Origin of the sequence: Nonomuraea sp. NPDC050202, from assembly GCF_040656115.1 — a bacterium.
Lineage (GTDB): Bacteria > Actinomycetota > Actinomycetes > Streptosporangiales > Streptosporangiaceae > Nonomuraea.
The window spans coordinates 12319-25433 of the sequence record NZ_JBFALF010000043.1 but is presented as its reverse complement, the minus strand read 5'-3'; the positions used below and the strand labels follow the sequence as shown (position 1 = coordinate 25433).

Below are 13115 nucleotides of genomic sequence, written 5' to 3'. Positions count from 1 at the left end.
AACAGGCCGGTCTCGGGCCGTGAGGCGCCGGCGGCGGGGCCGAGCGGGCAGGTCTCGGGCCGTGATGCGCTGATGCGGCGCGGGACCGGCGGCCGGCCGGGCGTCCTCAGCCCGCTTGCCGCCGGTTGGCGATGATGGCGTCCAGGTTGGCGCGGGTCGCCGCCAGCTCGTCGATGGCCGCGCCGATCCGCTCCCGCTGCTTCTCCAGCTCGCCGACCAGCTCGGGACAGTCGGGCACCAGCAGGCCGTCGTCGTCGACGATGCACGGCAGCACCTCGACGATCTGCATGGTGCTCAGCCCGGCCGCGAGCAGGATCCTGATCCGCCGCACCGCCGCCACGTCGGCGTCGCCGTAGACGCGGTAGCCGCTCTGCCGCCGTCGCGGGCGCAGCAGGCCCTGCTCCTCGTAGTACCGCAGCGCGCGCTCGCTGACGCCTGTCCGCCGCGCGAGTTCCCCGATCCGCATCCCGGCCCCAGAGTTGACTCTGACATCAACGTGAAGGTTTAGCTTAACCGGCATGACACCCGTTACCGTCCTGGGCCTCGGCCCCATGGGGCGCGCGCTGGCCGCCGCCTTCGCCGCCGCCGGCCACCCCACCACCGTGTGGAACCGCACGCCCGGCAAGGCCGGCGGCCTCGACGCCACCGTCGCCGAGACCGCCGCCCAGGCGATCGCCGCCGGCCCGCTCACCGTCGTGTCCGTCCTCGACTACCGGGCCGTACGGGCGGTGCTCGACGCCGGCGCCCTGAGGGGCCGCACCGTGGTCAACCTGACCGGCGGCTCGCCCCAGCAGGCTCGCGAGACGGCCACGTGGGCCGCCGGCCACGGCATCGGCTACCTCGACGGCCTGATCATGGGCGCGCCCGCGGCCGTCGGCGGCCCCGAGGCGACCCTGCTGTTCAGCGGGCCCGAAGACGTCTACCGGGCGCACCGGCCCACGCTCGCCGCGCTGGGCGAGAACGCGACGTACCTCGGCGCGGACCCGGGCCGGGCGGCCGGGTTCGACGCGGCCATGCTGGACGCGTTCTGGACGTCGCTGAGCGGGGTCGTGCACGCCTTCCGGCTCGCCGCCGCCGAGAACATCGCCCCTGCCGACGTCGCCGGCTACGTGAAGGTGGCGACCGGGCTGCTCCCGGACCTGATCGACGTGGTCGCCGAGCACGTCACCGCCGGCCACTACCCGGGCGAGGAGTCCACGATGCTCTCGGCGGCGGCGAGCATGGACCACGTCCTGCACGCCGTCCGCGCGAACGACCTCGACAACGGTGTGCTCAGCTCCGCGCGGGCCGCCGTGCAACGGGCGATCGACGCCGGTCACGGCGAGTCGGCCTTCACCCGCCTCGCCGCGCTCTAGGGTCCCTGGCGAGTCCCTCCCCGCGTTCCAGGAACCCCTGGCAGGTCCTCCCCGCGCCCGGTCGCGCGTCCGCGGCGGCCGGCGAGGTCACACGCCCGCCGCCTACTCCTTCCGGTGCAGGGATACGGCGAACGGTGCAAGCTCAGATGACGGTCGATGGATGACGCGCTCCCCGGGCGGCCGGGCCTAGCGTTTCCCGGCGAGCCGACTGACGAGCAATCGGGAGAGATCACCATGATCAAGAAAGTCGTCACCGCGATCGCCGGGCTGACCCTGACCGCCGGTCTGGTCGGGTCGGTCAGCGTGCCGGCCGGCGCCCAGGCGGGCGCCGCCACCGGAACCGCCACCGGCGACGCGGTGCAGGTGGCCGCGCCGAAGCCGCCGAAGGGCGCCAGGGCGGTGGTGCAGGTCAGCCCCAACCCCACCGCCAAGCGCGGCCAGGAGGTGACGATCACCGGCCACTGCGGGGGCGGCACGGGGCTCAAGGCCGTGATCGCGGGGATCGACAGGGAGCGCCCGGTGCTGGAGAACGTCCGCATCATCAGGGACGACCCGAAGGGCTTCCTGGCGAAGGGGACGCTCTCGTCCAGGATCGGGAACGGCGTCGGCCCCGTCTTCGTGGACTGCGGCGGCGAGGCCGGCGTGACCCTCCTGGTCACGCACGTCTGATAGTGATCCGAACGGCCACCGGGCCGGTGCGCCTCACCGGCCCGGTGGTACCCCCACCCCCTGGAAGAAAGGGCGTCCGCGCATGGCCGAAGCGCCGCCACGACGCGAACCCGCACCTGTCCGGCACCTGGCCAGGATCACCGACGTCGCGCTGGCCGTCGTCACCCTCGTCTTCTTCGTCGCGGTCGCCCTCGCCACCGGCATCCACAGCCGCTCGCAGGGGCTGTCGAACCTGACTCCCTGGCACGGGCCGATCCAGCTCGGCCTGTTCCTGGGGGTGCTCCTGCTGTTCAGGCGCCGCTGGCCGATGGCCGTGCTGCTGCTGTCGGTCTGCGGGATGTTCGCCTACCACCTCGTCGCGGGCATCTTCTCTCCTGCCGGCTGGATCTGGCCGGTCGCGGTCGCCTACTTCACCGCCGCCACCACGCCCCGCGTGCGCTGGGTGGCCGTCATCGGCGTGGCCCAGCTCGTCTACTCCGCGATCGACGCCCGCATCATCCTGGACAAGAACCTGACCCGCTACGTGATCCACGTCGCGGGGGAGGGCCTGCTCCTGGCGGCCCTGATCGCCGCGGGCCTCACGTACGCCGCCGCGATGCGCCGCCGCGAGCGGATGCGCGAGACCGACGGCCGGGCGCGCGCCGCCGAGGAACGCCTGCGCGTCTCGCACGAGGTCCACGACGCCATCGCCCACACGCTGGCCGTCGTCGGCGTCCAGCTCAACGTCGCCGCCGACGCCCTCGACGAGGGGGACCCGGCCGCGGCGGCCGCCGCGCTGAGCCTGGCCAAGGACGTGCGGAACCGGGCGATGGCCGACCTCCGCTCCCTCATCGCCACCCTGCGCGACGACTCCGGCTACACGGCGCCGCAGCCCGACCTGGCCCGCCTGGGCACGCTCGTCGCGGACGCCCGCGCAGCCGGGCTGGAGGTGACGCTGGACGAGCGCGGCGACCCCGCCGCCGTCCCCGCCATGCCCGCCATCGCCATCTACCGCGTCGTCCAGGAGTCGCTGGCCAACACGCTCAAGCACGCGGGCGCGAGCAGGGCCGAGGTGACGATCGACTACCGGCCGGGCTCGGTCGTCGTCGAGGTCACCGACAACGGCCGTGGCGCTCCGGCGGCAGGCGAGGGCCACGGGCTGGCCGGCATGCGCGAGCGGGTGAGCGCACTCGGGGGCGTGCTCACCGCGGGGCCGGTCCCCGGCGGCTTCGCCGTGCGGGCCGACATCCCTGTGGCAGGCTCGGCAGCATGACGATCAAGGTGCTCCTCGCCGACGACCAGGCACTCGTACGGGCCGGCTTCCGCAGCCTGCTGGCCCGGTCCAGGGACATCACGGTCGTCGGCGAGGCCCAGGACGGCGACGAAGCCGTACGGATGGCCGCGAGCACCCACCCCGACGTCATCCTCATGGACATCCGCATGCCGGGCACCGACGGGATCACCGCCACCCGCCGCATCGTCGCCGGCCAGGCCGTTCCCGGCTGCCGGGTCATCATCCTGACCACGTTCGACAGCGACGAGCACGTCTTCGCCGCCCTGCGCGCCGGCGCCAGCGGCTTCCTCACCAAGGAGGTCGAGCCGGCCGAGCTGCGCCGGGCGGTCGCCGCCGTCGCCGCCGGGGACGCGCTGCTGTCACCGGGCGTGACCCGCCGCGTCGTCGAGCAGTTCGCCCACCGGCAGGACCTCTCGCCCGGCGCGGGGCAGCGGCTGGCCGCGCTGACCTCCCGGGAGCTGGAGGCGGTCAAGCTCGTGGCGCTCGGCCTGTCCAACAACGAGATCGCCGAGCGCCTGGTCATCAGCCCGCTCACCGCCAAGACCCACATCACCAGGGCCATCGCCAAGCTGGACGTGCGCGACAGGGTGCAGCTCGTCATCCTGGCCTACGAGAGCGGCCTGGTCCGCCCCGGCGGATGAACCCCTTGACTTCATGTTGACATTAACTTGCAGACTTGCCTCCACGTCCAGCGATCACCGCTCATGGAGGCACACATGTACGACGCCGTCATCACCGGCGGCGGCCCGGCCGGGATGGCCGCCGCCCTGACCCTGGGACGGGTCCACCGCACGGTGCTGCTGATCGACGCCGGGGAGGGCCGCAACGCCCGCGCCGGCAACGTGCACAACTTCCTGACCCGCGACGGCACCCCGCCCGCCGAGCTGCGCCGGCTCGCCCGCCAGGAACTGGCCGCCTACCCGGCGGCACAGATCACGACGGGTACGGTCACGGGCGCCCGCGCCCTTCCGGAAGGCGGCTTCCGCCTGGAGCTGTCCGGCGGCGGCACCGCGGACGCGCGCCGACTGCTGCTGGCCACCGGGCTGGCCGACGAGCTCCCCGGCCCGCGCGGCGTGGAGGCGCTGTGGGGCCGCTCGGCCTTCCACTGCCCTTACTGCCACGGCTACGAGTGCACCGGCAAGCGGGTCGCGGTGCTCGGCGCGGAGCCGGCCCGCGTACGGCTGGCCCTGCAGCTGAGCCGCTTCGCCGCCGATGTCGTGCTCTGCACGGACGGCCAGGTGCTCGACCCCGCCCTCCACACGACTCTGACGTCGAACGGCGTGGGCGTGCGCTGCGAGACCGTCGCCCGCCTGGAAGGCACGGACGGCAGGCTGGAGCGGATCGTGTTCGAAGGCGCCCCGCCGGCGGAACGGGACGCGGTGTTCGTCGTGAACGTGCCGCGCCAGCGCTCCGGACTGGCCGAGCGGCTCGGCTGCGCGCGCTTCGCCGACGGCTGCGTGGAGGTGGACGAGTTCTGCCGGACCAGCGTCCCGGGCGTGTACGCGGCCGGCGACATGGCACGACGGGCCACCGTCCCGATGCCGATGGCCGCGGTCGTCGGCGCGGCGGCGGCCGGCACGCTCGCCGCGGGAGCCGTCGACCAGGACCTGCTGAGCGCCGACTTCGGCCTGCCCGCCCCGTTCGCGAAGGGCTGAGCACGATGTCCACGACCCTCCCGCAGGCCCCCGCGAAGGCCGCCAACGTGCCGCTCGCCACGGCCGGCCTGCTGATCGGCATGCTGCTGTCCGTCCTTGACCAGACCGTGGTGGCCATCGCGCTGCCCGACATCGCCGCCGACCTGGGCGGCATGGACACCATCGGCTGGATCGTCACCTCCTACATGCTGGCCTCCACCGCGACCGGCGCCCTGTACGGCCGCATCAGCGACCGGTTCGGCCGGCGCCCGGTGTTCCTCGTGGCGGTGGCCGGCTTCGTCGCCGGCTCCGCGCTGTGCGGCCTGGCCCAGACGGCGCCCCAGCTCATCGCCGCCAGGACCCTGCAGGGCATCGGCGCGGGCGCGCTGTTCGTGCTGCCGACCATCGCCCTGTCGGAGCTGTACCCGCAGCACCTGCGCGGCAGGGTGCAGGGCTTCACCGGCGGCGTGTTCGCCCTGGCCAGCCTGGGCGGCCCGCTCGCCGGCGGCGCGATCACCGACGCCTGGGGCTGGCGCTGGATCTTCTACGTCAACCTGCCGCTGGGCCTGCTCGCCCTGGCCCTGGCCGCGTTCGCGCTGCGGCTGCCCAGGCCGGGCGGGGACGGCAAGGTGGATCTGGCCGGCGCCGGGCTGATCGCGGGGGCGACGGTGAGCCTGCTGCTGGTGGCCGAATGGGGCGGTCGCGCGTACGCGTGGGACTCCGGCGTGATCCTCGGGCTGGCCGGGGCGCTGGTGGTGCTGGCGGGCCTGTTCGTGTGGCGGGAACGGCGGGCGAGCAACCCGCTGCTGCCGCCGCGGCTGTTCGCCGACCGTACGCTGCGGGTGGTGCTGCCCGCCGCCGCGCTGCTCGGGGCGCTGCTCGGCGGCTCGATCGTCTACCTGCCGACGTTCCTGCAGGGCGCGTACGGCATGGGCGCCACCCAGGCGGGCCTGGCGCTCAACCCGTACGTGCTGACGTTCATGGCGGTCTCCTCGCTGGCCGGCGCCCGCATCGGCGCGAGCGGCCGGTTCAGGCCCTACCTGATCGCCGGGGCGGCGGTCGCGGTGCTGGGGTTCGCCCTGCTCGGCCGGTTCACCCCCGACACGCCCTACGCCCTGTTCGCCGCCGGGATCGCGGTGCTGGGCGTCGGCTTCGGGCTGCTGATGCAGAACCTGGTGGTGGTCGCGCAGAACGCGGCAGCCCCCGCGGACCTGGCCGCCACCACCTCCGCCGTGGTGTCCGCCCGCGGCCTCGGCCTCTCGCTCGGGGTGGCGCTCTTCGGCAGCCTGCTCGCCCGCGAGCTCCAGGGCCGCGCCCCCGGCCCGCGGGCGGCCGCCGCGGCGATCCCCGACGTGCTGTTCTGGGGCGCCCCGGCCGCTGCCGTCCTGGTGGTGCTGCTGGCGCTGCTGCCCGGGACGGGCCGTCGCCCCTGAGCCCCGTCACCACCGGCCGTCACCACCGGCCGTCACCGCTGGCCGTCACCGCCGGCCGGCGCGCCGCCGCCGGGCGGGCAGCGGCTCGATCAGGTCCTCCATGGTGCAGCCCAGGATGTCCAGCAGCGCCATCAGCGTACGGAGGCTGAGCCGCTCCGGCTTCTCCGCCACCAGCCGGTACACCTGGCTCGCCGACAGGTCGACGCCGCGCTCGGCCAGCAGCGGGCGCAGGTCGGTGGTGGCGAACATGCCGCGGGCGGCCATGACCTCCCGCAGCCGCCACCGGTAGTCCAGCGCGCCGGTCACGACAACCGCCCGAGCTGGCGGCGGGAGGCGATGCCCAGCTTGGCGAAGACCTTGCCGAGGTGGTACTCGACGGTCTTCGGGCTGACGAACAGGCGGCCGGCGATCTCCTTGTTCGTCAGGCCCTCGCGGACCAGCCGCACGATCTGCGTCTCGTGCGGGGTGAGCCGGCCGGCGGGCTCGGCCGTGGTCCTGCGTGACGGCTCGCCGGCGGCCAGCAGCTCGCGTTCCGCCCGGCCGGCGAACCCTGCCATGCCCATCGCCGTGAACAGCTCGCAGGCGGTGTGCAACGGCTGCCGCGCGTCGGCCGCGCGGCCCTCGCGGCGCAGCCACGCGCCGTGGAGCAGATGGGCGCGGGCCAGGTCGGCGCGCATGCGGGTGCGGCCGAGCCGGTCGATCGCCTCGCGGAAGAGGCTGTCGGCCTCGGCGCCCTCGCTGAGCAGCGCCCGTGATCGGGCCTCGATCCCGAGGGCCCAGTCGGTGCCGCTCGCCTGCGTGGTGGCGACGAGCCGGTCGAGTGCCCGGGCGGCGAGGTCGCGCTCGCCGCTGTGCACGGCGGCCTCGACGAGCTCGGCCGGCGCCCAGTGCGCGGCCGCGCCCGGCGCGGGGTGGTGGGCGCAGGCGCGCGCGGCGGCCGTCCGGGCCTGCTCGTACTGGCCGAGGCCGTTGTGGAGCACGGCTCTCAGCCACTGGGCGAGCGCCACGGTGGCGCCCTCGTCGTGCGCCGCCGCCTCGCTCGCCAGGGTGCCGGCCAGGTGTTCCGCCTCGGCCTGCCGCCCCTGCCAGGCGGCCAGGACGAGCGCGCCGCCCGCCGGCCCGGGCAGGCCGGGACGGACGCCGGTCGCGGTGGTGAGGGCGTGGATCTCCTCGTGCACGGACGCCGCCTCGTCCAGCCTGCCCTCGAAGGTGAGCAGGAGGAGCCGGGTGTGCAACGCCAGGGGCAGCAGGGCGAGCGCGCCGGTCTCGCGGACGAGCCGGACGTTGCGGTCCGCCAGCTCGTGGCCCGACCTGTCGTCCCACAGAGTCACGGCGACCGTGTGGGCGGCCCAGGACCACCGCAGCCGCTCCGCGTCGGGGAGGTCCTCGCTCAGGAAGGCGGCCAGGGCCCGGCGCATCGCCGGTGCCGCGCTGCGGGCGTCCTGGGTGAGGTGGCGGGTCAGGGCGTCGAGCAGGAGGTCCGCGGCTCGGGGGACGGCGGGTGGAGGCGGGGCCGTGCGGGTGGCCGCCGCGACGGCCGGCAGGCCGCGGCCCTCGTCCGGGAGGGTGCGGATCTCCGCGGACAGGGCGTGCAGGTAGGCGTCGCGGGCCAGCGCGGCATCCAGCGGCTCCAACCGCTTGGCGGCGGAGAGCAGCATCGGCGCGGTGGAACTGCCGGGGGCCGAGGTGATCGCGATCTCGGCGCGCAGGAGTTCGGCTCGGGCGAGCCGCAGCTCGTCCGGCGGTCCGGCGTCGGCCGAGGCCAGGAGCGTCAGGGCCGGTTCTGAGGCGCCGGCCAGGTGGTGGGCGCGGGCGGCGGCCAGGGCGCGTCCGGCCCGGCGGCGGAGGTCGGGGGTGAGGGCGGCCGCCCGGTCCAGGAAGGCGGCGACGGCTGCCAGCCCGCCACGTGCCTGCGCGCGGGCGGCCGTGCGTTCGAGCTCCGCGGCGACCTGCTCGTCCGGTTGCCTGGTGGCGTGCGCGCGGTGCCAGGCGCGCCGGTCCGGGGCGGCGTCGGCGTCGGTCGCCTCGGCCAGCGCCTGGTGCGCCTGGCGTCGTTCCTCCGGCAGGGCCGCCTGGTAGATCGCCGAGCGCAGCAGCGGGTGCCGGAAGCGTACCCGCACCCCGAGGGCGATCAGGTCGCCGGCCTCCCCGAGCGCCGCCATGCCCAGGCCGAGCCGGGCGGCCGCCCGCCACAGCAGCGCCGGATCGCCGAGCGGTTCGGCGGCCGCCAGCAGCAGCAGCCGCCGGGTGGGCCTGGGCAGGCGGCCGAGCTGCCGCCGCAAGCCGTCCTCGATCCGGCCCGGCAACATCCGCGCGGCGGGCAGCTCGTACCCGCCGGCCAGCGTCGGCGTTGCCGGGAGCCCGTATATCCCGGCAAGCGTCCGTGTTGCCGGGAGCCCGTATCCGCCGGCCGGCGTCCGTGTTGCCAGGAGCCCGTATCCGCCGGCCTGCTCGGGGCGGGTGAACGCGTGCACCAGCTCCAGCAGCGCCAGCGGGTTGCCCCGGGCCTCGGCGATCAGCCGGTCCGTGACCTGCTCGTCCAGCGGGCCGGGCACCATCGAGCGCAGCAGCGCATGGGCGTCGTCGGCGGGCAGGCCCACCACGTCCATCACCGGCAGCCCGGACAGCAGGCCCGCCGGCCCGGACAGCCTGTCCGGCAGCCCGGACAGCAGGCCCGCCGACCCCGACGGCCTGTCCGTCAGCCCGGACGGTCTGTCCGCCGGCCCCGGCAGTTCGTCCGCCTCGTCGGTGTCGCGGAGCGCGAACACGCAGGCCACCGATTCGGCGAGCAGCCGGCGCGCGACGAAGGCGAGCACCTGCGCCGAGGCGTGATCCAGCCACTGGGCGTCGTCGATCACGCACACCAGCGGGCGTTCCTCGGCCGCCGCCGCGAGCAGGCTCAGAACGGCCAGGCTGAGGACCAGCCGATCCGGCGCCGGCCCCTCCTGCCATCCGAACGCCGTGCCGAGCGCGGCGCGCTGCGGCTCCGGCAGGGCGTCGAGCAGGTCGAGCAGCGGCACGCAGAGCGAGTACAGCGCCGCGAACGCCACCTCCGCCTCCGACTGCACCCCCGCGGCGCGCACCACGCGGCAGCCGGATGCCCTCGCGGTCAGGTGCTCCAGCAGCGCCGACTTGCCCACGCCCGCCTCGCCGCGCACCACCAGCGCCCGGCTCCGGCCGGCGCGCACGTCGGTCAGCAGCCGGTCGAGCGCCTCGCACTCGACCCGGCGGCCCAGCAGCCCGGCCCTGGCACCCAGCAGTCCCGCCTCGAAACCGCGCAGTCCAGCCCTGAGGTCGAGCAGTCCGGCGCCGAGGCCGAACGCTCCAGCCTTGCGGCCGAGCGGCCCGGCCTCGGGGACGATCGGCCTGGCCCCAACGCCGGGCAGCCCGGACTCAGAGCCCAGCGGCCTGGCCTCCGAGCCGAGCAGTCTGGCCTCGGAGGCGAGGGGCCCGGCCTCAGAGCCGAGGGGCCCGGCCTCAGAGCCGAGGGACCCGGCCTCAGAGCCGAGGAGTGCGGCGTCGTGGCCCAGCAGCCCGGCGGCCTTCGTGCCAGGGCGGTGGAAGCCGCCGGGCAGGCCGTCGACGCCGCCCAGGACCTGGGGCTCCCCGGAGCGCCCGCTCACGTTCTCCAGCAGATCGAGGCTCGCCTTGCCCAGCACCCGCCATCGCCTCCCACCGCGTTTCCAACCCCCCTGATGGTTGAAAACCGTATGAGTGGTGGCGGCAGGTCAGCGTACGTAGGAGTACGTAATGCTGCCGCCCGGCGGGTCAGAACGGCCGTTCGGCCATCATCGCGGCGAGCTCGCCGCGCGACTTGACCCCCACCTTCGGATAGATCCGGTAGAGATGGGTGGTGACCGTGCGCGGCGACAGGAACAGCCGCTCGGCGATCTCGCGGTTGCTCAGCCCGTCGGCCGCCAGCCGCGCGATCTGCTGCTCCTGCGGCGTCAGCGCGTCGATGGCGTCGATAGGCTTGCGGCGGGACTCGCCGGTGGCGCGCAGCTCGGTCCTGGCCCGTTCGGCCCACGGGGCCGCTCCGAGCGCGTCGAACGCGGCGGCCGCGGCGCGCAGCAGCGGCCGTGCCTGCGCCGCCTGGCGCCGCCTGCGCAGCCAGCCGCCGTACGTGAGCTGCAGCCGGGCCCGCTCGAACGGCCAGTCACGCAGGTCCGCGGCGAGCGCGGCCTCGTACGCCGCCGCGTCGTCGGCCGGGACGGCCCCGGCGTGACGCAGCCCCGTGAGGAGGACGGGTGAGCGGCTCCGCTCCGCGATCGGGGTCAGCTCGGCCACCACGGCGCGGAGCTCGTCGAGCGCGCCGCAGTGCGCCGCCGCCTCGGCCAGGTGCCCGACGAGGGTGAAGCGCACGTACGGGTGGTAGGCGACGTCGCCCGGGTCGAACACCCGGTACAGGTGCCAGAACGCCTCTTCGAACCGGCCTGCGGCCAGCGCGTTGACACCGCGGATGCGCTGCGTCAGCGCCAGCATCGGATGCATGCCCGCCGAGAAGATGATCTTCTCGGCGGCGTCCGCGATCTCGTCGGCGGCCTCGTTGTTGCCGCGCAGCGCCTCCGCCTGGCCGAGCTGCAGCCGGGCCTGCAGCTCCCACGTCGGATGGCGGGTCTCCGTGGCCAGCGCCATGGCCTCGGTGGCGGTGGCCACGGTCGCCCGGGTGTCGCCGGCCGCGGCCGCGTTGTAGGCGAGGCTCACCAGGGCCTGCGTCAGCATGCCGACCCTGCCGTGCGTCCGCGCCTCGGTGACGCCCGGCGTCAGGAACGCGTTCGACAGCTCGTACGCCCCGAGCGCCGACGCCGCCAGGCCGAGCTGGTAGCGCTGGCCAGGGGTGAGGTCCACGTCGTAGCGCAGCGCCGCCAGCCTCTCCAGGCAGGCCGCTCCGCGCTCGACCGGCGCGACCTGGGCCAGCGCGCACATCACCAGGACGTCGTCCTGCGGCGCGTCGATCAGCTCCGCGACGCGCACGAACTCCATCCGGGTGTCGTCGTCGGGGTTGGACCAGTAGAACCGCAGGCTGATGTTGGTCAGCGACTCCAGGGTGAGCTGGACGTCGCCGGCGGTCCGCATGGTGTCGATGAGCTCGTTGTAGACGCGCAGCCGCGTGTTGCCGCTCCAGCCGGTGCCGAGATACACCTCGCGGAACCAGGCCAGCCTCGCCCGCTCCGCCGGGCGCAGCCGGGACTCGTCCACCAGCCCCAGCAGGCGGCGGACCGACTCGGTGTCGCCCTGCTCGTCGGCCATCGCGGCGGCCCACAACAGCCGGCTGCCGCGCTTCTGCGGGTCCTCGCTGAGCTGCGCGGCCCGCTCCATGGCGGCCAGCGCGGCCGCGGCGGCCCGCAGGTGGCGGTCGCGGGTGGCCATGGCCGCCAGGTCCGCGGCCAGCGCCTCGTCCGGGCCGGACGCGGCGGCGGCGCGATGCCACACCCGCCGGTCGTCGCCGGCCACGACGGCCGCCAGGCAGGCGTGTGCCCGCCTGCGCCGTGCCGGGCTCGCCGACTGCCGCAGGGCCGAGCGCAGCAGCGGGTGCCGGAAGCGCAACCGGTACTGCTCGTCCACGCCGACCAGCCGGCTGACCACGGCCGGCTCCAGGTCGTCGGCCGTGACAGGCCGCTCTTCGAGCCGGGACGCCGCCGCGAGCACCTCGTCGAGGTCGTCGCCGTCGTCCAGCGCGGCCACGAGCAGCAGGGCGCGCGTGGCCGCGGGCAGCTCGCCGACCAGCCCGGCGAACGTGCGCTCCACCCGGGTGCTCAGCGGCAGGCGTGAGGTCAGCAGCGCGGCGCCGCCGGAGCGGGCGGCCAGCCCGCCGAGCTCGACCAGCCCGAGAGGGTTGCCCGCCGACACGGCGAGCACCCGATCGCGCAGGGCGGGCGCGAGCCCGGGCGCGACCTGGTCGAGCAGGGCGCCGGCGGACGCCGCGTCGAGCGGCTCCAGCGGCAGCTCCGGCAGCGAGGCGGCGGCGAGGAGCCGGTCGACGTCCTCGCCGTCGCGGGCCGTCAGCACGAGCGCGACGGGGTCGGACTCCAGCCGCCGGGCGACGAAGGTGAGCACCTCCCAGCTCGCCCGGTCCAGCCAGTGGGCGTCCTCCACGGCCAGCAGGACCGGCTCGTCCAGGCGGGAGAGCAGGTCGAGCACCTCGACCCCGACCCGGAACGGCGACTCGCCCTCCACCGCGCCCAGCTTCCGGCCGGATTCCCTGCCAAGCTCCGTGCCGGGCCCTGCGCCGATCTCCTTGCCAGGCTCCGTGCCGGGCGCCGAGCCGATCTCCGTGCCGGGCGCAGAGCCGATCTCCGTGCCAGGCCCCGGGCTGATCTCCATGCCGAGCTCCGGCAGCCGGCGGAACAGGTGGCCGATCCCGGCGTACGGCAGCTCCACCTCGGCCTGCACGCCCGTGGTGGTCAGCACCCGCATGCCGCGCTCCCCGGCCAGCGCGCAGGCCTCGCCCCACAGCGCGGACTTGCCGATCCCGGCCTCGCCCCGCACCACCAGGGCGCCGCCGCGGTGCCGCGTGGCCTCGTCCAGCAGGTCGGCCAGCACCTGGAGCTGCGCCGCCCGCCCGACGAGCATCGGGCTCCCTGCGCGTGCCGGCGGGTGCCCCGCATCTCCGGCCACGCGCCCCCCTTCCGTCTGACGCGGGAATCGCTCATCAGATGCAAGGAACCGTACAACACGGGCAGGTCACCTGCCGTGCCCGCGGATCACCAGGCAGGCGGGCGATCGGTGCGGGTGCCTCGCCACCATAAAA

The 13115-nt window shown here is 75.4% G+C and carries 10 protein-coding genes; 6 read left to right on the top strand and 4 right to left on the bottom strand.

Going from position 1 to position 13115, the window contains the following annotated elements; genetic code table 11:
* Positions 1 to 106 precede the first annotated feature (106 nt).
* Positions 107 to 466: a MerR family transcriptional regulator gene (locus AB0I79_RS53970; protein WP_357892009.1), complete on the bottom strand. Its 360-nt coding sequence runs from the start codon at positions 464 to 466 to the stop codon at positions 107 to 109.
* Positions 467 to 518: 52 nt separating this feature from the next.
* Here AB0I79_RS53970 and AB0I79_RS53965 point away from each other — a divergent pair, with 52 nt between their 5' ends.
* The 6 genes from AB0I79_RS53965 to AB0I79_RS53940 all read left to right on the top strand — a co-directional run bounded on the left by AB0I79_RS53965 (position 519) and on the right by AB0I79_RS53940 (position 6364).
* The gene (locus AB0I79_RS53965) at positions 519 to 1355 is read left to right on the top strand and encodes an NAD(P)-binding domain-containing protein (protein ID WP_357892006.1); all 837 of its coding nucleotides are present in this window, start codon (positions 519 to 521) and stop codon (positions 1353 to 1355) included.
* 234 nt (positions 1356 to 1589) lie between these two features.
* Entirely contained in the window at positions 1590 to 2024 is a 435-nt protein-coding gene (locus tag AB0I79_RS53960) for a hypothetical protein (protein ID WP_357892003.1), read from the top strand.
* 82 nt (positions 2025 to 2106) lie between these two features.
* Positions 2107 to 3276 (top strand): histidine kinase, encoded by a 1170-nt coding sequence (locus AB0I79_RS53955; protein WP_357892000.1) that lies wholly within the window; start codon positions 2107 to 2109, stop codon positions 3274 to 3276.
* Complete coding sequence (locus AB0I79_RS53950; RefSeq protein ID WP_357891997.1) at positions 3273 to 3938, top strand: response regulator transcription factor; 666 nt, start codon at positions 3273 to 3275, stop codon at positions 3936 to 3938. Before AB0I79_RS53955 ends, AB0I79_RS53950 begins: the two co-directional genes overlap by 4 nt.
* Positions 3939 to 4013: 75 nt before the next feature.
* Positions 4014 to 4952 (top strand): NAD(P)/FAD-dependent oxidoreductase, encoded by a 939-nt coding sequence (locus AB0I79_RS53945; protein WP_357891994.1) that lies wholly within the window; start codon positions 4014 to 4016, stop codon positions 4950 to 4952.
* A 5-nt stretch (positions 4953 to 4957) separates the two neighbouring features.
* Positions 4958 to 6364, top strand: coding sequence for a DHA2 family efflux MFS transporter permease subunit (locus tag AB0I79_RS53940; RefSeq protein ID WP_357891991.1), 1407 nt, complete (start codon positions 4958 to 4960; stop codon positions 6362 to 6364).
* 45 nt (positions 6365 to 6409) lie between these two features.
* On the opposite strand, the gene AB0I79_RS53935 is transcribed toward AB0I79_RS53940, so the two are convergent.
* The 3 genes from AB0I79_RS53935 to AB0I79_RS53925 all read right to left on the bottom strand — a co-directional run bounded on the left by AB0I79_RS53935 (position 6410) and on the right by AB0I79_RS53925 (position 12937).
* Positions 6410 to 6670: a helix-turn-helix transcriptional regulator gene (locus AB0I79_RS53935; RefSeq protein ID WP_357891988.1), complete on the bottom strand. Its 261-nt coding sequence runs from the start codon at positions 6668 to 6670 to the stop codon at positions 6410 to 6412.
* Positions 6667 to 10023 (bottom strand): AAA family ATPase, encoded by a 3357-nt coding sequence (locus AB0I79_RS53930; RefSeq protein ID WP_357891985.1) that lies wholly within the window; start codon positions 10021 to 10023, stop codon positions 6667 to 6669. Before AB0I79_RS53930 ends, AB0I79_RS53935 begins: the two co-directional genes overlap by 4 nt.
* Positions 10024 to 10132: 109 nt before the next feature.
* A complete protein-coding gene (locus AB0I79_RS53925) occupies positions 10133 to 12937 on the bottom strand; it encodes a LuxR family transcriptional regulator (protein WP_357891982.1) in 2805 nt (934 codons plus the stop codon).
* Positions 12938 to 13115 lie beyond the last annotated feature (178 nt).